Genomic DNA, 20406 nt, shown 5'->3' on the forward strand with positions numbered 1-20406 from the left:
AGGTTGTGATGAACCAATATATATCTATCCAAATATATAATATCATAACGCACGGGGCGTTGTCAACTGGTTCGGCAACCCGGTGCCGCAAATCGGAATCTATATAAAGCGGGTGATTGTATGGACCCGAAACATCGGGAATGGCAGTTGGAGGAAGCGCGGGCTGTCGAGGTAATGGAGAAAATTGAGCGGCGCATCCTTCCGCTGCAGGAAGAGATGGGCGCGGTCAAGCGCGAAGTCGTGGATATTCGCCGCGAATTCTGGGACGACGTCAAGGTCAATCTGGATGACGCGAATGAAGCCATCGAGACGCATGCCAGCTTGAAGCAGCAGGCGGAGGTATTGGCGGAGCGCGAGCGCAGGCATCTTCATGCAGCCCAGCAGCTTGATGTGTGGAGACGAATGGCGAAGTCCCCTTATTTTGCGCGGATTGATTTCCGGGAAGAGGGGGAAGCGGAGGCGGAGCGGGTGTATATCGGGATCGGCTCCTTCCGGGATAAAGACGACAACTTCCTCGTCTATGATTGGCGTGCCCCCGTGTCCAGCCTGTATTATGACTATTCTCCGGGGCCGGCCCACTATGAGACCCCGGTTGGCCGCCTGTCGGGGGAGATGGGGCTCAAGCGCCAATTCATCATCACGGACGGCCGGTTCCGGGGCATGTTCGATACGGGGCTTACCATTGGCGACGAGCTGCTGCGGGAAATCCTCAGCCGGCCGTCCAGCGCCCATCTGAAAAGCATCGTCGCCACGATTCAACGCGAACAGAACCGCATCATCCGCAACGAGCAGAAGCGGCTTATGATCGTCACCGGCCCGGCGGGCAGCGGCAAGACGTCGACCGCTCTGCAGCGGATTGCGTATTTGCTGTACCGGTATCGGGATACGCTGCAGGCCGATGAGATCGTGCTGTTCTCGCCGAATCCGATGTTCAACCGCTATGTCTCGACCGTCCTGCCGGAATTGGGGGAACGGAATATGCGGCAGACGACATATCAGGAGTACGTCGAGCATCGATTGGCCGATTCCTTCCGCCTGGAGCACCCGGCCGAGCAGATGGAATATGCGCTTAGCGCCGGGGAGCAACCGGAATACGCGGCGCGAATGGAAGGGATTCGCTATAAAGCGGGGACGGCTTTCTTCCGGCTGATCGGGCGCTACGTGGAGCGGCTCGGGCAGGAAGGCATGCGGTTCCGCGATCTTCGCTTCCAGGAGCGGACGCTTATATCGGGAGAAGCGATGCTGCGGCAATTTTATGAACTGGATTCGTCCCTGCCGATCCCGAACAGGCTGAGCCAGCTGGCGGAATGGCTCCGGGGCGAGCTGGCCGCCGCCGCCCGCCGGGAACGGAAAGCGGCCTGGGTGGAGGAAGAAATCGAGCTGCTCGACAATGAGGATTATGTGAGGGCGTTCCAGGAACTGCAGCGCCGGGAAAGATATACGGAGGAGACGTTCGATGACTTCGATCGCGAACGCGAATGGCTGGCCCGCCAACTCGTGAATGAGCGCTTCAAGCCGCTGCGCGCGGACATCAAGCGATTCCGCTTCGTCGATATGCGGCCATCTACACGCAATTGTTCGCCAGTCCGGACTTCGCGGCCAGCCTGGCCGGAGAAGAGGGGCTGCCTGAGCGCTGGGCCGGCATCTGCGCCCTGACGGCCGATCGGGTGAGCCGGGGCGAGATGTCCGTGGAGGATGCCACCCCATACTTGTATTTGAATGAATGTCTGGAAGGCTTCCATACGAATACGTCAATCCGGCATGTCTTCGTGGATGAAGGCCAGGACTACGGGGTCTTTCAGCTTCATTTCCTCAAGCGCCTGTTCCCGCGGGCCCGGTTCACGGTGCTTGGGGACGAGGATCAGGCGATTTACCCGCATGCCGAAGGAGCCGCGGCGGTGCCGCTGCCGGCGCTGGCGGAGGTGTTTCCGGCCGAGGAGACGGAAGCCTTCCAATTGACCCGAAGCTATCGTTCGACCCGGCCGATCATGGAACTGGCCCGCCGCATCATTCCTGGCGGGGAGCGAATCGATACATTCGAGCGCGAAGGTCCGGCGCCGACGCTGACGGGATTGCAGGACAGGGAGGAATTGCATGCCCGGGTTGCCGAGCGTATGCGCGAGCTGCTCGCCGCCGGACACCGCAATGTCGCGCTGCTCTGCACGACCGCCCGGGAGAGCCGCGAGGCGTACGAGGCCTTGAAGGATCTTGTGCCGCTGCGGCTCGTTCATCAGGAGACGGTCACCTTCGAAGCCGGCGCGCTCGTCATTCCGTCTTACCTGGCCAAGGGCGTCGAGTTCGATGCCGTCGTGCTGTATAATGCATCTGACGAAGGCTACGGCCGGGAGAGCGAGCGCAAGCTGCTGTATGTGGCCTGCACGCGGGCGATGCATGAGCTCCATATCTACTATACGGGGAAGCCGAGTCCTTGGCTGGAAGCCGCGATTGCGGGAGCAGACGAAGGGCAGGCACAGGCCTGAGTCGGGAGTCGGTTTGATGAATCGAACGGAAGCAAAATATAAGCTGTCTTGCGCTGCATGGGATCGCCGCCATTGGTCCATGCGGCGCGGCCGGCAGGCTTTCTGCATATAGGGGAGGAAGGGGTGAAGGCTAGTGGTGGGGCTGATCATCATCGTGCTGCTGGTGTGCAATCTGCTGCTTCTGCTGCGGATCAACTCGAAGCTGCCACGGAGGGACCGGGTAGAGGAAGCGGTCAAGCGGGCCAAGGAACGGTACAATCTGGATTAAGGGAGAGGGGGACATCGGCTCCTGGGCAGAGAGAACGCCAGGGGGGATAGGGATGCGCCTCCCGGCAGGAATGGGCCATGCCGAGGAGGCGGAGGCGAAGCCCCTGCCTCACCGAAGGGCACAAGGGTCCTCACCCTATCAGACGTGCAAGCCAGCCGTACCAGGCCAGTATTGACTGGGCGCGCCTGCGCTGGGTCGATGGGTTCAATTCGACGCCATGCCGGCGCATCCGGTTCATCGCGTCCGCTTCGGGAATCGCTTCGCCCCGCGCCAGGCAGGCGAGCAGAATGTCGCGGATGGCCGGTCTGGCGAACAGCTTGCGCAGAAGCGCCTCATGGCGCTCCTGCACCGTAAGCTGCATCAGGGCCCGGCCTTCCCCGGTAAGGCGGACGGCCGTTCCTTCGGGCGTGCGGCAGGTCTCCGCCAGATCGAGATAGACGCCGGCATTGGCGTAATAGTCCGATTGTCTCTTATCGAACCGGTACAGCCGTTCGATGTCGGACTTGAGCATATCCTCTTCCGCCAGCAGCTCCAGCAGATTGATGATGCGCTCGAACGAGTTCGCCTGCGGGAACGGGACTCCGGCCGGCTCGGCGCCGGCCGGGGTGGCCTCCGCGATGGCGAGCACTCTGTCCTTCGACAGCCCGCCTTCAATGCGATAGGCGGCTGCGCGCACCAAGACGAGGGAATCATAGCGCATCGGCTCCTGGAAGCGGTATTCGAATAAATAATAGACGCCGTCCGAATACAAGAAATAAATCGGAACGACCGGCTTCGTCAGCTGCGGACGCGAACGCAAGGCGCGGTATGGATAGTACAGCTGGCGCACGCAGAAATCGTGCGGAATGCTGTTCTTCGCCTCGAATATCAGAATCTCGCGGTTCGATTCGAAGCCGGCGTCAATCTCCATCTGCTGGCTGCGTTCTACCTGAAGCGGACGCGGATAGCTCCCCACATGGAACGAGAAGGCGGGGGAACGCATTCGCCCGCTGAAGGTCAGCTCGAGCGGCTCTGCCGGGTCGAGTCCGCGGAAGCGGTGGAGCATGTCGCTCATATGGGCTGTATGCAGTGCATTGGCTTCGCTCGTGGAGCTGCTGCCGTCCGCCTGCACCGTCTCGAAGGACGGGAAGCGCCAGTAGGCCCGGTGAACCGGAAGCTTCTCAATGTCCTCTAGCGGATGGAAGATCGGGAAGCGGGCGATCGTATAGTGTCCGTTCGATACGGGCAGAATGCCGAGCCCGTGACGGGCGAAGCAGGGGGACAGCTCCCCGGAAGTATCGAATTTGCACTGGATTCGTGCCTGCACCCCGGGCTCCAACCCGTTAATCTGCTGGCTCGTAATGTCGAAATACCCGTTGGCGTTCACTTGCTGCAAAATATCGTAGCGGTCAAACAGTTTCTCCCAGATAACATCTTTTTTCCGCAGCCGGCTCGCCGCCATACCTTCATTCCCCCTTGATCCCCCTGACTCCGGAAGCGTCCCCGTTCCGGGCTTATTCTTCGGGCTGATAGTTCATGACCAGCACCTCGTCCACCGCGCCGCGGGCGGTCGCCTTGGAGTTGATATTGCGGCGGGCCTGCACGATATGGAGCGGGAAGCCGTCATACAGTTCGCGTATATAATCTGTCGCATGGTTCGACAGCATCACATAGACGCCGCGCCTGTCCAGCTCCCGGAACAGGTTGGCCAGCCGCAGCTGCTCGTCCCGTCCGAAGCCGTCCTTCGCATAGGAAGTGAAGGCAGCGGTCTTGGTCAAGACGTCGTACGGCGGATCGAAGTAGACGAAGTCTCCCGCCTGCGCCGGTTCCACGGCCTGTTCGAAGTCGCCGACGGTCATGGCGATATCCGCCGATTGGAAATAAGAGGCCAGGGCGCGGATCGTCTCCTCCTGGACGATATCCGGCTGCTTGTAGCGCCCGAAGGGAACGTTATTCTGCCCCTTCGCATTGACCCGGTAGAGGCCGTTATAGCATGTCCGGTTCAAATAGACGAGACGGGCCGCCCGGGTAACGGCGTCCATCTGGGCGTATTCCTCCGGCTTCCGGTCCCAGGAGCGGACTTCATAATAATAGCTCTCTTCGTTCCGGTGGACGCGCAGCGCGTCGATAAGCGCTTCCGGCTCGCGGCGGATCGTCTCGTACAGATTAATCAGCTCGCCGTTCACGTCGTTGATGAAGGCGCGCGGCGGCATCAGATCGAACAGCAGCGCGGCGCCCCCGATGAACGGCTCGTAATAGGCCGCCTGCGTCCAGTCGAGGCGCGGCAGACGGCGGCGGATGTCGGGGAGCAGTTGGCGCTTGCCTCCCGCCCATTTGAGTATCGGTTTCAACATTGCCCTTCACCCCTGTCGGTTATCTGCGTCGTGAGGACTTGCTCGCCCGCAGGCGGGTCAGTCTCTCCTCACGCAAAAAAAAGGCGGCCTGAAGGCCGCACGTAAGTTCGCGTATCCTCTTCTATTGTACTCAACGGGGGGGAGAAGACGCAATATCGAAAATCGGCGGCAGACCGCTTGCCCGCGGAATCGGGCGATCGCAGCGGCCTTAATACGGTTTCCATGCCAGGGTGCGCGCCGCCTGGAACCGTTCGTCGACCTCCGGCCAATTGACGACATGCCACCAATCCTCGATGTATTTGGCCCGTTCGTTCTTGTGCTTCAAGTAGTAGGCGTGCTCCCATACATCGATCGGAAGGAGCGGGATGACGTCCCACTGCGACAGATTCTGATGCTTCTCCGCCTGCAAAATCTCCAAGCGGCGGCTGCGCGGGCTCCAGACCAGAATCGTCCAGCCGCCGCCCTCCACCTTCTCCGCGGCCTTGGAGAAATGCATTTTGAACGCTTTGAAGCTTCCGAAATCCCGCGTAATCTGGTCGAGCAGATCTCCGGTCGGCTGTCCCCCGCCTACCGGATTCATCGTATTCCAGAAAATCGTGTGCAAATAGTGGCCCGCTCCGTGAAAGGCAAGCTCATTTTCCCAGTGCTTCACCAGATCGAAGCGGCCGGTGCGCCGCGCTTCCGCCAAGGCGCGTTCGGCCTGGTTCAAGCCGTCGACATAGCTCTGATGGTGCTTGTCGTGATGCACCCGCATCGTCGTCTCGTCGATATACGGCTCCAACGCGTCGTACGAATACGGCAATGGCGGCAGCGTGTGGCCGCCGATCGGCACGGAGTCCGGCTCCGCCCGCAGATAGTACTCCGGCACCGGCGGCTGGTGCTCAGGGTGGCCGGGCGGCCATCCCCTCGGGGCGTACGGCCACTCGCGGTACGTTATGCTGCCGAAGGAGGCGTCTCGCGGCGCGCTCCGGGCTTCGCCATGCTCCGGCATCGGCTCCGCCTCTTGTGTCGCTTGGGCCGCTTGCGGTGTCTGGGCCGTCTGGGGCGTCTGGGGCGTCTGTGCCGAACCGATGTAAGCCAAAATGCCCGAAGCAGGCGATGGCGCTGCGGTTGGCTCCGGAACAGGGGAGCCCTCCTCATCTTCTCTCTCATCGGCTGTCAATGGATATTCCGCTTCCGACTGCGGCTCGAAGCTGCTGCCGTCCTCGGAATAGGGGGCTTCGTGGATGAACGCCTTCGGCTGCACGGCGTGGCCGGACTGCGCGGCATGCGCCCCCGGAACGTCCGGTGAAGTGAAGGAAGACAGCGGTTTCTCTTTCAAGGCGTGCACGACGTTCAGGAAGTAGACGGATTCATCGGCGATATGATCGAATACGATCGGGGCGAGCGGCACGCTCTTCACCGCGCGGCTGTACTGCTTCATCGTCTCCAGATGCTTCACGAACTGCTCGGATTGATAGACGGACGCCTTGAGCAGCAGCTCGATCTTGTGCATCGTATCGGCAGGAGTGCTTCCTCCTTGCGACAGAATGAACTGGAGCCAGGCCGAGGCCGCTTCCTCGGTCTTGGTGAAGACCGGCTGCCATTCCCGCAACACTTGAACATATTCCGGCTCAAGCTGCGGCACGATGGCGAGAATGACCTCGATGTGCTCGCGCTCTTGTTTTTTCCAAAAAACGATCTCTTCGAGCACGCGGACGGGCATCAGCGACCCATATATGTACTCCAACGAACGTCCCTCCTTTACATATCAATGCAGACTCGAATCCATAACCTCTTGTATCTAATCTATTCCGCCGACAGGTTGGCCTATGCTTCTCCGGCGGCCCGGCGAAGCGCAAAAAACCCGCAAGCCATAAGGCTTACGGGCGGGCGATGATCGATGCGGCATCCGCGCGGTAGGCTGCGCTCAGAAATGCGGCGGCCTTGCCGAGGTAGTCTTTGCGGTGCGTGCGGTAGATCAGCTCATGCTGCACATTCGGCACGATCCAGGATTCGGACAGCTTGTTGCTCTGATGAGCCGCGATCTGCTCGGCAATCTCGTACGGCGCCTTCGTATCCGCGGTTCCGTGAATGATGAGCGTCGGCATCTCGTAGCTGGTGGCCTTGACCTCGTTGTACGGGATCTGCGCCAGGCTGGTGCCGTTCAGCGCCGGGAAGAAGAACCGCAGCAGATCGAGCGACGGATGCTTCGGCAGCGGCACGTACTGCTTCAGATTGTGGTACAGCGTATCCGGCTCCAGCAGGAAGGTGCTGTCCAAAATCATCGCGTCGATGTCCTCGGTCAAGAGCGCGGCCTGGAGGGCGGTGCCGGCTCCCATCGAGAAGCCCCAGACGACGATATGGGAGGCTCCTCGTTCCTTGGCCAGGTTCACGGCCCCGAGCAGCTGCTCCTTCTCCAGCTTGCCCCCGGTGGCGGTGGTCTTGTGCTGCTCCGAGGCGAAGCCGTAATCGAACATGATGACGTTATAGTCAAGCCGATGGGCGAACTGGGCCAGATCGTACATCGGCACCCAATATTCCTCGCGGTTCGCGCCATAGCCGTGGCTGAAAATGATCGTGCGCGTGGAAGCGGAGTCCGAAGGAATATACCAGCCGTCGACGAGCGTATGGCCGTCCGCCGCCGGAAAGGTCACCGTCTCGTACGGCATTCCCTTGGCCTCCATCGGGTTGGAGAAGAGCGGAGGCACCTGAGGATTGGCGAACATCCAGGCGATAAAGCCGTGCAGGGCGAGGAAGATGACCGATGCGGCGAACACTGTCGATAAGGACAGGGCGATCACGATATGCTTCAGGCGAATGCGGCGTGCGGCCGCAGGCGCCAGACCCGAGGACCCGATCCATTCCGGTTGAAGCGCGGGCGATGTGACGACAGGTGTGCTCATGGGCATGACCTCCTTCTGGATGTGCGGGAAAAGGGAGAAAAACTCGCAAAGCGAGGTATCGACATAAACTGACATTAACTAGAACGAAAGTCTTGGATAGGATCAATTGAGAGCTTCATAGTGAAAGCGTTTCATTTCCTCCGAAATGTACTACTATCGTATGCCGCGAGCCGCATAACGTCAATAAAAGTGCGAGACTTGTAAGGTGTTTGTAATCATCCCGTAACATTGCAATCCGGGTGTAAAAAATGTCGAAATCAGGGACGTTGGTCGGGGAGACGATCGGCGGTCCGTCCCTTTACGGCATTGGAAAAGCGGGTTATACTAGATGTAACGCAGTTTCATCCAATGGAACGAAAGAGGGAGATGACGTGGAGGAACGAGGGAAATTAACCGTCCGTGCCGTGGAACGGGCGCTCGATATTTTGATGTGCTTCACGGAGCAGTATGAGATGAGCTTGACCGAGCTGGCCGCGCGGGTCAACTTGAATAAGAGCACCGTGCACCGGCTGCTCACGACGCTTGAGGATCGCGGCTTCGTGCTGCGCAACGGCGACAAGTACCGCCTCGGCTACCGGGTGTGGGAGCTGTCCGCGCATCTGACGCAGGTCGGCGATGCCGCCCAATTGCTGCTTCCCGAGATGGAGGCGCTGCGCGACCGGCTAGGCGAGACGGTCAGTCTGTATGTGCGCGACGGCTCGGATCGGATTCGCATTCAGGCGGTCCAGAGCAATCAGGCGATTCGGCGGGTGGCCCCGGTCGGGGCGCGGCTGCCGTTGTTCGTCGGCGCATCGAGCAAAGTGCTGCTCGCCTTCGCCGATCCGGCCGAGCGCGAAGCGGCGCTTCGGGATGCCTTCTGGCCGCCAAGTGTGGACAGCGAAGCGTGTATGCGGCAGCTCGATGAGGTGCGCCGCAAAGGGTACGCGGTCAGCATCGAGGAGCGCGAGCCGGGCGCGGCCGCGGTCTCGGTGCCGATATTCGACCGCCACGGCAAGCTGGCGGCGGCCTTGTCGGTCTCCGGCCCGGTCAGCCGGATGTCGCTCGAGACGCTGGAGGCGTATGCGCCGCAGCTGACGGAGGCGGCCAGCCGAATGGCGACGATGCTGCGCTCGATCGGATAACCTGCTAAATGATTTCAACAAATGGCGATGTGGCGTTTACTTGCTGCGGCGGCTGCACAAGCGCATGGAGATGTCTCACAGGCACTGCAAGTGATGGAGATAACGAGTTAACATTAGAATGCGGATCCGGGAAAAACAGCGGCGCTTGCAAACCGGGGGAAGATGGATGAAGCAGTGAAATGCTGCATGGATCAGGCTGTTGGAAAACCCCTGTTTTTTGTGAAGGGGTGGAGATGGTCCATTTTCCTCATCCAAACTTTGGCTCTTAGAGCGTTTTAAATCGATTTTCTCTACCGGGAGAAGAGATCAATCACAAGTAAAAAGCCCCATAGACTACTCAATGGCCTGATTTTACGGGATCCAAGCGACCGCGTCGGATGCTGGGGGCATCATCGCATTATCCGGCCTGCTGGAAGCATTATCGGCCTGCTCGAAGCATCGTTGCCTCCCGGGGCTTGGACGTGCGGAGGAAATTGCTGCTATTTTACAGGAATTTCGGCTTAATGAGTCCACATCCCGAGGAATTGCTGCAAATCTACATCATTTTAGGCCCTTTTGCTTCAAGCCGAAGCGAAACGGGGGAAATTCCTGTAATTTTGCAGGATTCCCTTTCTGGAATCGTCGTCCATATCGAATTGCTGTATTTATGCAGGATTTCGCTTACTGAATAGGAGCGTCTGGAGAAATCGTGGAGTTTTGCGGATTTCGACTGCCGGATGGGCGTGTCCAGGGAAATGGTGCAGTTTTCAGAATGGTGGAAATATCCATTTTCCTGCTCAACACTTCTTTCTCAACAGCCTGATGGATGCAATTTGTGCTCTTTAAGCCGCTATTTGTTGAAATTCCTGCAAAAGTACATATGTTCATCGATTTTTTTCTTTTCTCGATTGGATAGTCCGAAGTTGATGCCGTTCTGCAGGATTCCTTGTAACGGAGTATACGTCATAAAGAAAAAGTGCACTTTTGGAGTTTTTCGGAGAGTCGAGCTTTAATAATCGGGGGCTGTCTCACAGTAGTAAAAAACGACTTGTGGGACAGCCCCGTTTTTGTCTATGAATCCGAAGTCAGGCACTGCCCGGCTCCCCGCGCCGGGAACCACGAGTGGGGGCAGCAGCCTCTTCTCCCCGCGGGGATGAGCTTATCCGGCATGCTGCTGCCGGTATTGGCCAGGCGTCATCCCTTCCAGCTTCTTGAACATCCGGTTGAAGTAAGACGGCTGGTAGCCGACCGATTCCGCGATTTCGTTAATTTTCATATCGGTGGTCAGGAGCAGCTCTTTGCATTTGTTCATCTTGAGCGACGTCAAGTAATCGACATAGTTGGAGCCGGTCATCTGCTTGAAGGCCTTGCTGAGCTGGGATGCGCTTACGCCAGCCTCCGCGGCGACGGTGTCGAGGGAGAGGTCGCTCATATAATCTTGGCCGATGCGCTCCAGCATCTCCTCGACCAGCCGCTTCATGGCCGCGCTATAGCTCTTGTTCAGCGAGCCGATGTACGGCTTGATGATGCGGGCATGGAACCAGGCCAGGCAGGCGCGCGTGTCGCGCAGCCCGTTCAGCTCCTCTTGCAGCCCCGCCGCATCGAACACGGCATACGGGTTGTGCCCGGCCTGAAGCATGGCCCGGTGGATGTTGCCGACGAGCCGCATCAAGGCCTGATGGATGAGCCATTCGGCCGCTCCGCCGGCATGGAGAGCGGTGACGAACTGCTCCACCCCTTGCACGGCTTCCTCTTCCAGCCCCAGATTGAGGGCGTGGATGATGTCCTGCTCCAGCTCCAGCGGGAATTCGACGCTGCCTGCCGCCCGGGACAGGACCTGCTCCGCCTCCAGCAGCTGACTGCCGGAATCGAAGGTGCGGTGCCGCAGGGCCCGCCGCGCCTGCTCGACCGAATACGGCACGTCAAGCCAGGACGAAGTCGGCCCGCTGACGACGATCGTCGCCTCCAGACGGAGCACATCGCGCAGGGCGCGGAGACATTGATCGCAGAGCTGCCCGATCCGGCGGCGGGATTCGTCGGTCTCCGTCCCTGGTCCCGGCAGGATAAGCACGGCGCCGAAGGAGCCGTCGAGGAAGTTGATCAGGTGGACATAATCGGCCGCCAGTTCGGACAGCTCCTGCACGATGTTGATGGCCGCGTACGCCATCAGATGCTCATCCCGGCCGGATAACGGCTCCCGGCCTTCCCCGAACGCATGCGGCTGCACGACGACGGCCGCGAAGCGCTTCCCCTCGATATTCACCTTCAGCAGCTTCAGCTTCTCGCGTATCTCCCGCTCGCTCAGGTGCGAAGCCTGGCCGGTCACGAACTGGTTGATGAACGCTTCGCGCACGGAAGGGACGGATTGATCGAGGCGGCTCTGCAGCGTCTCGTTCGCGAACCGGTACTGCTTCCATTCCTTCTCGATATAGTCGAGTTCATTGTGGACCGCCGACTCCGGCGTCCGCCAGCCGCCGAGCATCGTGACGACCCGGCGAATCGGCCGGTACATCCGGCGCGAAGCGAACCAGCTCAGCGCGAGCGCGGCCAGCAGGGCGCAGCCCCACAGGACGAGCACGACATGGGTATAGGGCCGGGTAGGGGCCGTAATGACCGACAGCGGGGTTCCCGCGATATAGGTCCACGTTTCGCCCATTTTCTCGAAGGAGACGGTATTGACGAGCAGCGAGTCCCCGCCTTCGATTGCCATCTGCCATGTTCGCGGCGGAGGGAGGCGTCCCGGCTCGGCCGGGGCGGGCTCCTCCTGCAGGTGCTCAAGAATGAGCGGCAGCGCCTCCGGATGCTCCGCGGTCTTCGCGGAATGGCCGATCACATGCCCCCCGGCGTCCAACACATACGAGAGGTTGTCCGTATTGGCGAAGATGTGCAGCTTCGACGGATTGATGTAGATGACGATCGCGCCGAAGGATGCCGACCCGTTGAACGGGAGCTTGAGCACAATCGCGTGCGGCGTGCCGCCCTTGGCGAACGGGCGCACGAGATCATGCGCCCAGTAGATGCCCTTCTCCTCCTGCAGGAGCCGGCCCCAGCGCTCGGCATCCTGCGGATCCTCCAGCGTGCGAAGACCGAGCGAAGGCTGCAGCACTTTATTTTGCTTTTGGATGTACAGGTACACTTGGTCGATCAGCGGATCGGCATTTTCGATCAAGGTCAGCGTATCAAGCAACTGGAGCGTCTCCTCGAATTGGCGCCCGAAATCCATGTCGGACACGGACGGCTTGAAATGCGGCTTCACGACCATGTTCAGCGCATATTGGACAAGCTGGGAGAATTGCTCGTCAATCTGCTTGGCCGCATCCTGAAGCGCATCCTCGTTCTTCTGTTGGAACTGGTTCACCATATGCTGGTTCCCGATATATAAATAAGCCGCGCTGATGACCGTCAGCGGAAGACAGGTCAGCAGCACAGCCATCGCGATGGTCTTCCAATAAAACACGCCTTTCGAAGACACCAGGCTTATCCATTGCTGTCTCAACGGTTATCCTCCCATCATGCAGCGGATTCGGATCGCGGAAGTCCGGATGCCGTTATTTTCATCATACTGAATGACATTCGTGTTGAAAAGGCTTCCAATTAAAATGGCCGGTTGGAATAGAGGAGGAGAAGGCATCGGCGAGGACCGGAAAAAAAGTGCAACGGCAGGAAACCGCACCGATCCGAAAAGACGCTCCGTCAGGCAGGACGGGGCTTCGCGGCCTTGCCTGTCATACCGGTAAAGGGCTAAAGTCAAGCTGGAAAAAAAGTCAAATTGCACGGAATGATGACAGCGTTTACATTAGCACTACCAAGCCATGAAGCTTCGATTCGAATAGAAAGCGAGGGTGACCGATGAGCTCACAGCCAACGAATATCGCCGCCGAGCGAACAGCAGATCCTCCGCCCCGTGCCGGTGCCCGCACCGGCAAGCGTAAGCTATGGTCCGATCTGAAGCGCGACAAGTATTTATATTTGTTAGCCCTGCCGGGACTGCTGTTTTTCCTGATTTTCAAGTACATTCCGATTACGAATCTGGTCATTGCCTTCCAGGATTACTCTCCGTATTTCGGCGTCACGGGCAGTCCCTGGGTCGGGTTCGAGCACTTCAGCCGCTTTTTCGCCAATGAAGATTTCTATCTGCTGCTGCGAAATACGCTGGCGATCAGCTTCCTGAATCTTCTCTTCTTTTTTCCGGCGCCGATCATACTGTCCCTCATGCTGAACGAGGTGCGGAACTCGATTTTGAAGCGCACGGTGCAGTCGCTGATTTATATTCCGCATTTTCTGTCCTGGGTGCTCATTTACGGCTTGACCTTCCTTATGTTTTCGCAGTCGGAGGGGCTCATGAACAAGCTCCTCCTCTCGATGGGCAAGGAGACGGTCGACATTTTGTCCAACCCGAATTATTTCTGGGGCTTGCTGACCGCGCAATCGATCTGGAAGGAAGTCGGGTGGGGCACGATTATCTTCCTCGCGGCGATCGCCGGCATCGATCCGCAGCTGTATGAAGCGGCCGTCATGGACGGAGCGGGGCGGATGCGCCGCATCTGGCATATTACGCTGCCGGGCATGCGCAACGTCATTCTGATTCTGTTCATTCTTCGCCTGGGCACGATTATGGATACCGGCTTCGAGCAGATTTATCTGATGATGAATTCGGCGGTAACCCATGTCGCCGATGTGTTCGATACGTATGTGTACCGCATCGGGATCAAGCAGGGCGAATTCAGCTACAGCACAGCCATCGGGCTGTTCAAGTCGGTCGTCGGCGTCATTCTAGTCGTGACGGCGAACAAGGTGGCGAAGCGGTTCGGTCAGGACAGTCTGTACTGACTTCTTCGCATCCTCTAGCATCTCTATGAGACAAGCAGGAAAGGGGTCGAATGCCATGAGAGAGCAGTGGCGGGATCGGTTGTTCCAGGCGGCCAACGTGACGGTGCTGATTCTATTCAGTATCGCCGCCGTATTTCCCATTTACTATACGATCGTGCTGTCATTCACGGATCCGACGGAATATTACACGCGGCCGTTGATTCTGTTCCCGCAGCAATGGACGCTGGATGCCTATAAATATTTGCTGGCCAACGGGCTGTTCATGAGCTCGCTCGGAATCAGCGCCTTCCTGGCAACCGTGGGCACGGCTTGCAGCCTCATCGTGTCGGGAGGACTCGCTTATGCGCTGTCCCGCAAGCGGCTGCGCTTCCGCAAAGCCATTATGATGATGATTTTGATTACGTTCCTGTTCCAGCCGGGGCTGGTGCCGCTGTACCTGGTCGTCCGCAATCTCGGCCTGATCGACAGCGTGTGGTCGCTTATTTTGCCAAGCTTGACGAGCGCCTGGTATGTGCTGTTGATGAAGGGATTCTTCGACAGTATCCCGGACAGTCTGGAGGAAGCCGGCCGCATCGACGGCTGCAACGAGATCGGGGTGTTCTGGCGCATTATGCTTCCGCTGTCCCTTCCGGCGCTGGTCGCCTTCGGCCTGTTCTTCGCGGTTGGCTACTGGAACACGTACTTCAACGCGCTCATGTTCATCAACGACCAGAGCAAATGGCCGCTGCAGGTGCTCCTGCAGAACATGCTGGTCGATCCGACCGCGATGGGCGGCGGCACGGGGGGCGGCATGGACTTCCATGTGAATCGCCAGATGCCGACCGAGACGCTCAAAATGGCCGCGGTCGTCATTGCGACACTGCCGATTATGATGGTGTATCCATTCTTGCAGAAGCATTTCGCCAAGGGAGCGATGGTCGGCTCTGTCAAAGAATGACGAGATAAGGATGCACAAAAAAGAAGCATGTTCACGTAAAAAAGGAGGGTCCACGATGATTTACAAGCAACCACGCAAGCTGGCTTCCGCGTTGAAAACATCGATGCTCATTCTGCTCGCCTGCTCGCTGCTGTTGACGGCATGCGGCGGCGGAGGCAAGAGCGCTTCGTCCGAAGGAGACGGTCCGACGAAGATCTCGATTCAGACGCTGAACTATGCGACAGACATGGTCAACAGCAGCAGCCCGATCTGGAAAGAGCTCGAGAAGCGCACCAATACGGAACTGGACATCACTTGGCTGACGCCGACGACGATCGAGGACAAGGTCAATGTCATGCTCGCCTCCGGAGATATGCCGGATGTCGTCTTCGTCGAGACGCTCAACAACGCTCAGCTGCAAAAAATGATCAAGCAGGGGGTCTTCTGGGATTTGACGCCATTCATCAAGGATTATCCGAACCTGACGGACGGGGTCAAGGCGTCGATGTGGGACGAGACGAAGGTGGATGGCAAAAATTACGTCATTCCGCGCTATTATCCCAGCTTCGGAGGCGGCGCCTTCGCGATGCTCCGCAAAGACTGGCTCGATGCGCTGAACCTGGAGGCGCCGACGTCGCTCGACTCCCTGTTCGATGTGCTGAAGGCGTTCAAAGAGAAGGATCCGAACGGCAACGGGCAGGCGGATGAGATTCCGTATGCGGCCTCCCCGAGCTCGATGGGCTTCGTTTACAATATTTTCAACGAGACGCAGGGCAATTGGAAGCTGAAGGACGGCAAGCTCGTGCCGATAATTACGGAAGACGCCTCGCGCGACGCGCTGCTGTGGATTAAGGAAGCATATGATGCGGGCTTGTTCCCGAGAGATTTCGCCATCTTGAAATTTTCGCAAATACTGGATTCGTTCCGCAGCGGCAAGGTCGGCGGCACCGGCCTGTCCATGAACCATGTCTGGGTAACCGGCAAGATGCTGCGCGACATCGACCCGAAGGCGGATCTCTACCCGCTGCCCTATTTGGAAAATCCGAACGGCTATAAATATACGCCATCCGGGGCCTCGTACTACGGCGTATATCTGATTCCGAAGAAGGTGCCGGAAGACAAAATGAAGAAAATCCTCGAGCTGTTCGATTACGGAAATAGTCCGGAAGGGAATATTTTGACCTATTACGGCCTCAAGGACATCCATTATAAGGAAGAGAACGGGAAAATCGTGCCTACGGAGCAGGCGAAAAAGGATTTGACGGGAGACGGCAACATGTCGAGCCTCTTCCATCTGATCAGCGACGATATGGCGATCGGGGCCGTCGGCATGCCGGACGATCTGTACGAGCGCAACGTCGAGATCGTGAACGAGCGGAAGAAACATGTCGTGCCGGAACCGGAGCGCGGCCTCTACTCGGATGCGTATAATCGCTATTTTCCGGAGATCAAGAAAAAAGTTGACGATATGCGTACAAAAGTAATTATTGGCAAAGAGACGATTGAGGAGTATGATAAATTTATCGAAACAATCAAAAAAGATAAAGATTTGCTCAAAGTTATTGACGAAATGAATCAGGCTTACCAAGCCGCCCAAGCAAAATAAGCAGAGTATGCCGGAGGAACGCCGCTTTGTGCTGGCGTTTCTCTGCGTCGTCCAAAGGAGAGATGTCATATGAATCCGATTACAGCCATTGTCATTGGAGCAGGCGACCGGGGCGCGCGCGCTTATTCGCCGTATGCCCTGGATAACCCGCACGAGCTGCAGCTTGTCGGCGTTGCCGATCCGAATGCCGATCGGCGGCAAGCCTTCGCCGAGCAGTTCGGCCTCAGCGAAGCGCAGCAGTTCGAGACATGGGAAGCGATCCTGGAAGGGGGCCGGCGTGCCGATGTGGCCATCATCTGCACGATGGACCGCATGCATTATGAACCGACGCTGCGGGCGCTGGAGCTAGGCTATCATGTGCTGCTTGAGAAGCCGATGTCGCCGGAGCCGCGGGAATGCGTCGAGATGGAACTGGCGGCGAAGAAGCATAACCGGCTGCTGACGATATGCCATGTGCTGCGCTACACGTCGTTCTGGTCGGCGATGAAGCGGGAGATCGATCGCGGGGCGATCGGCGATATCGTATCCATTCAATTGAACGAGAATGTGGGCAATATGCATATGTCGCACAGCTTCGTGCGGGGCAATTGGCGCAACAGCGGCGAATCGAGCCCGATGATTTTGCAGAAATCATGCCACGACATGGATATTTTGGCGTATCTCATGAATGAGCCCTGCATGCGGGTCAGCTCTTTCGGCTCGCTGATGCATTTTCATGAAGGGAATAAGCCGGAAGGGGCGCCGGCCCGCTGCATCGAGGGCTGTCCGGCGGAGCAGACCTGCCAGTACCATGCGCCGCGTTATTATCTTGGCGAGGGCATTGACTGGGCGCGCAAGATTACGGACGACTACACGAAGGAAGGCATCCTCAAGGCGCTCTGGGAAGGCCCGTACGGGCGCTGCGTCTATCAGACGGACAATAACGTCGTCGACCACCAGGTCGTCAATCTTGAATTCGCGAGCGGAGCGACCGCGATGTTCAGCATGTGCGGCTTCACGCACGACAACACGCGCATCGTGCAGGTGATGGGCACGAAGGGCGACATCCGCGGCAATATGGAGGAGGACTCGTTCACGATCACCGACTTCGTGACGAAGGAGAAGCGCGTCGTGCAGCTCGCTCCGTCCATCACGGGCCACGGCGGCGGCGATTCGGGCATCGTGCGCTCGTTCCTGAAGGAAGTGCGCGGCTTCGGCTCCAGCTCCGGCGCGGAGAGCCTGTCCTCCGCCTCGGTATCCGTGCGCAGCCATCTGATGGCCTTCGCGGCCGAGCAGTCCCGCCTCCAGGGCGGCCGGGTCATCGACCTTCAAGCGATGTACGACGAGCTGGCGGGCGCGGTCCCGGCCGGGAAGGCGTAAGGCCGCGCAAGCGGGCAGGCGGATGCACGCCCCGAGCGCGGGGACCTGGCAGGCGCGGTCCCGGCAGGAATCGTGCAGGGCGGCCGCCGGCAGATGCGAGCGCTGCATGGACGGGCTTGCGGGCGCTATGCTGGCCGCCGCGCAAGCGAGCGTGAATTAGAATTAGTACAGCGAGAGCGAGACGAACGCTTGTGAATAGGCGATCACCCTTTGGAGATGGTACGGGGGTGATCGTTTTTTGTTTTTCCCCGCTTGAGCTACCGACACCGACCGCAATCCTGCAAAAATACATCATTTTGTGCCGATAGAGGATATATTTGTTTGAATTCCTGCAAATACGGCTAGGCCCCCTATATCTGGAGTCATGTCCACCAAAAAAGATGCGTTCTTAGAATTGCTTCCTATTTCGCGTGGTTACACGGCCCGATGATATTTTGATCGGTCCTCCAGCGTCATGACCCACTTTGAGTATTCCGATGGTGACATGCTCTTTAGGCTACCATGCATTCTGCGGTTGTTGTAGAAATCCATGTAACGATCAAGTGCTTCATAGGCCTCTTCAAATGTCATAAATTCCGTCAGGCTGAACAGATCACGTTCGAGTAAGCTATGAAATGACTCAATGTAGGCATTCATATTCGGACTGCGTGGCGGGATGCGTTCATGGACGATCTCCAGACTCTCGCACGTATCACCAAACAACTTGCTGACAAACTGAGGCCCGTTGTCGGTGCGGACGGTGGGCAACTCATCGCCGGGATTCAGGCGTTCTTGTAGCGCCCGGCATAGTGTCTGTACGACGTGCTTGGCCTCACACACGGAACCCCGGTATTGTCCGACGACGACGCGGTCAAATACATCGATGATACTGAGCACGAAAAAGAAACGCTGGCGCCCAATCACGTACCCATATTTAATATCAATTTGCCATAGCTGGTTCACCCCGGTTACCGTCCGGTTTCTCGGTACTCTTCGAGGATGTTTGCTTGTTTTCTTCCGTTGTTTCTGAAGAATTCCTAACTCTTTGCAAATGCGGTACGCCTTTTTCTTGTTTAGAATCAATCCACGTTGTCTGCGGAGGCACAGCGCCAAATTCTTATACCCATAAATGTGCTCTTCTCCTTCCAGGAGTTCGAGCATCCATTCTTTAATCTGTTCATCTGAAACTTTCCGGCCCGTATTCGTAGAGGAAAATCCAGGCACAGGACGCCCTTTTAGAGCGCATGAAGCCTGTTCTTCGGTACTGGATGCCTCTCGTTTCTTCCGGCCATAGTACGTCGATTCGCGAACTTTCAGGATACGCAGAACTTTAGCTGCTGCATGCCCCCGCTTAATAAACGGTTCTGCTATTTCAAGTCTTTCAGATAAGCGGGGTTCTTCTTTTTTACGACTTCTCGTAGGATCTCGATCTCAAGCTCTTTTTCACCCAGGAGCTTTTTTGCCTGCTCGAACTTTGCCTCTACCTCTTGAAGTCGACGGAGTTCTTGCAGATGCTCGTCTGCTGCGGGTATCTCCTCTTGGCTAATTTCGTCACGGTGGTCTCTAACCCAAACACGTACCGTCTCCGGATGGACACCGTACATTCGGGCAAGTGTTCCCACCTTAATGCCGGCCATTGCTTCCTTTACAATTTGCAGGCGTTTTTCCTTGCTAAAGTGCTTTCCCATACTAGTTGTCCCCCTCTGATAACAGCTTATAATATTGGAGCCGGAAGCTCCAGTTTAATTAGGGGGCCTAGGAGAATATGCATCTTTTTGCTCAAGTTATCTCTAATTCAGCCTATAATAGATGAAATTCCTGTAATTTTGCAGGATTCCCTTTTTTGCATTTTGGCGTCGATCAAAATACTGCATTTATGCATCTTTTGGGAGCTGCGGCATAGAAAAAGTGTGTTCCCTTCTGCGAGGAGCGGCCCGCAACGGGAGCGAATACAACATATTATCGAAGCGGTCTTCCCGTTCGCCGCGGCTCAATGAATCGATTGCCGGGGCAGAATCGTATAGGAAGAGTAGATATGATGTTACGGAGGGTGCTTTTGATGATGAGACAGAGTATAGATGTGTTCAAATTAAGCAAGGAAATATCTTATGCGCTGAGGCATGCGCCATGGGAGTACGAATTAGAATTGGATGAGGAAGGCTGGGTAAGCCTGGATCAGTTGCTGGCGGCGCTTCGCCTCGACCAACGATGGGAAGCCGTCGCTGAGCAGGATATCCGCAATATGATGCAGGGCGCGGACAAGCAGCGGTTTGAGGTCGCGGACGGGAAAATCAGAGCCTTATACGGGCATTCCGTGCCCCGCAAAATCGTCAAGCAGGCGGAGACTCCTCCTCCCGTCGTGTATCATGGAACGGCGAGGCGCTTTGCGGCGCAAATCTTGAAGGAGGGACTGCGGCCGATGGGAAGGCAATATGTTCATTTATCCGCCGACAAAGAGACGGCCATGCTGGTCGGGAGACGAAGAGACGCTGCCCCGGTGTTGTTGAAGGTGGATGCCGGGATGGCCCGGAACGAAGGGGTTATGTTTTATCCCGGCAATCACACGATATGGCTGGCGGACTTTATTCCGCCCAAGTATATCTCCATAGAATGAGGCGAAGGATGGGATGAGCAGGATGCGGATGGGTGA

At 57.6% G+C, this 20406-nt stretch carries 15 protein-coding genes and 1 pseudogene; 9 read left to right on the plus strand and 7 right to left on the minus strand.

Going from position 1 to position 20406, the window contains the following annotated elements; genetic code table 11:
- Nucleotides 1-120 precede the first annotated feature (120 nt).
- A pseudogene (helD, locus tag L6439_RS02120) lies at nucleotides 121-2480 on the plus strand (RNA polymerase recycling motor HelD).
- Between the two features lie 133 nt (nucleotides 2481-2613).
- The gene (locus L6439_RS29245) at nucleotides 2614-2748 is read left to right on the plus strand and encodes a hypothetical protein (protein WP_269155974.1); all 135 of its coding nucleotides are present in this window, start codon (nucleotides 2614-2616) and stop codon (nucleotides 2746-2748) included.
- A 130-nt stretch (nucleotides 2749-2878) separates the two neighbouring features.
- Here L6439_RS29245 and L6439_RS02125 read toward each other — a convergent pair whose 3' ends face one another.
- From L6439_RS02125 to L6439_RS02140, 4 genes are all read right to left on the minus strand, one after another.
- The gene (locus tag L6439_RS02125) at nucleotides 2879-4189 is read right to left on the minus strand and encodes a type II restriction enzyme (protein WP_237096717.1); all 1311 of its coding nucleotides are present in this window, start codon (nucleotides 4187-4189) and stop codon (nucleotides 2879-2881) included.
- 52 nt (nucleotides 4190-4241) lie between these two features.
- The gene (locus L6439_RS02130; protein ID WP_168182712.1) at nucleotides 4242-5081 is read right to left on the minus strand and encodes a DNA adenine methylase; all 840 of its coding nucleotides are present in this window, start codon (nucleotides 5079-5081) and stop codon (nucleotides 4242-4244) included.
- A gap of 208 nt (nucleotides 5082-5289) precedes the next feature.
- Nucleotides 5290-6810, minus strand: coding sequence for a Fe-Mn family superoxide dismutase (locus tag L6439_RS02135; protein WP_213468753.1), 1521 nt, complete (start codon nucleotides 6808-6810; stop codon nucleotides 5290-5292).
- 133 nt (nucleotides 6811-6943) lie between these two features.
- The gene (locus tag L6439_RS02140) at nucleotides 6944-7966 is read right to left on the minus strand and encodes an alpha/beta hydrolase (RefSeq protein WP_168182714.1); all 1023 of its coding nucleotides are present in this window, start codon (nucleotides 7964-7966) and stop codon (nucleotides 6944-6946) included.
- 371 nt (nucleotides 7967-8337) lie between these two features.
- On the opposite strand from L6439_RS02140, the gene L6439_RS02145 reads away from it, so the two are divergent.
- Nucleotides 8338-9087, plus strand: coding sequence for an IclR family transcriptional regulator (locus L6439_RS02145; RefSeq protein WP_168182715.1), 750 nt, complete (start codon nucleotides 8338-8340; stop codon nucleotides 9085-9087).
- Nucleotides 9088-10225: 1138 nt separating this feature from the next.
- Here L6439_RS02145 and L6439_RS02150 read toward each other — a convergent pair.
- A complete protein-coding gene (locus L6439_RS02150) occupies nucleotides 10226-12562 on the minus strand; it encodes a helix-turn-helix domain-containing protein (protein WP_237096718.1) in 2337 nt (778 codons plus the stop codon).
- A 353-nt stretch (nucleotides 12563-12915) separates the two neighbouring features.
- On the opposite strand from L6439_RS02150, the gene L6439_RS02155 reads away from it, so the two are divergent.
- The 5 genes from L6439_RS02155 to L6439_RS02175 all read left to right on the plus strand — a co-directional run bounded on the left by L6439_RS02155 (nucleotide 12916) and on the right by L6439_RS02175 (nucleotide 17937).
- Nucleotides 12916-13896, plus strand: a complete 981-nt coding sequence (locus L6439_RS02155; RefSeq protein ID WP_168182270.1) for an ABC transporter permease — start codon at nucleotides 12916-12918, stop codon at nucleotides 13894-13896.
- A gap of 55 nt (nucleotides 13897-13951) precedes the next feature.
- The gene (locus L6439_RS02160) at nucleotides 13952-14833 is read left to right on the plus strand and encodes a carbohydrate ABC transporter permease (protein WP_168182269.1); all 882 of its coding nucleotides are present in this window, start codon (nucleotides 13952-13954) and stop codon (nucleotides 14831-14833) included.
- Between the two features lie 55 nt (nucleotides 14834-14888).
- The gene (locus L6439_RS02165; RefSeq protein WP_168182268.1) at nucleotides 14889-16418 is read left to right on the plus strand and encodes an extracellular solute-binding protein; all 1530 of its coding nucleotides are present in this window, start codon (nucleotides 14889-14891) and stop codon (nucleotides 16416-16418) included.
- Nucleotides 16419-16487: 69 nt separating this feature from the next.
- Complete coding sequence (locus L6439_RS02170) at nucleotides 16488-17777, plus strand: Gfo/Idh/MocA family protein (RefSeq protein WP_168182267.1); 1290 nt, start codon at nucleotides 16488-16490, stop codon at nucleotides 17775-17777.
- Between the two features lie 22 nt (nucleotides 17778-17799).
- Complete coding sequence (locus L6439_RS02175) at nucleotides 17800-17937, plus strand: hypothetical protein (RefSeq protein ID WP_213468754.1); 138 nt, start codon at nucleotides 17800-17802, stop codon at nucleotides 17935-17937.
- Nucleotides 17938-18191: 254 nt separating this feature from the next.
- On the opposite strand, the gene L6439_RS02180 is transcribed toward L6439_RS02175, so the two are convergent.
- Together L6439_RS02180 and L6439_RS02185 are read right to left on the minus strand one after the other, a co-directional pair.
- Nucleotides 18192-19127 (minus strand): IS3 family transposase, encoded by a 936-nt coding sequence (locus tag L6439_RS02180; RefSeq protein WP_213471791.1) that lies wholly within the window; start codon nucleotides 19125-19127, stop codon nucleotides 18192-18194.
- Entirely contained in the window at nucleotides 19124-19444 is a 321-nt protein-coding gene (locus tag L6439_RS02185) for a transposase (protein ID WP_172879205.1), read from the minus strand. Before L6439_RS02185 ends, L6439_RS02180 begins: the two co-directional genes overlap by 4 nt.
- 371 nt (nucleotides 19445-19815) lie before the next feature.
- On the opposite strand from L6439_RS02185, the gene L6439_RS02190 reads away from it, so the two are divergent.
- Nucleotides 19816-20370: an RNA 2'-phosphotransferase gene (locus L6439_RS02190; RefSeq protein ID WP_213469961.1), complete on the plus strand. Its 555-nt coding sequence runs from the start codon at nucleotides 19816-19818 to the stop codon at nucleotides 20368-20370.
- The last annotated feature ends 36 nt before the right edge of the window (nucleotides 20371-20406 follow it).

The sequence above is a fragment of the Paenibacillus dendritiformis genome, assembly GCF_021654795.1.
GTDB lineage: Bacteria > Bacillota > Bacilli > Paenibacillales > Paenibacillaceae > Paenibacillus_B.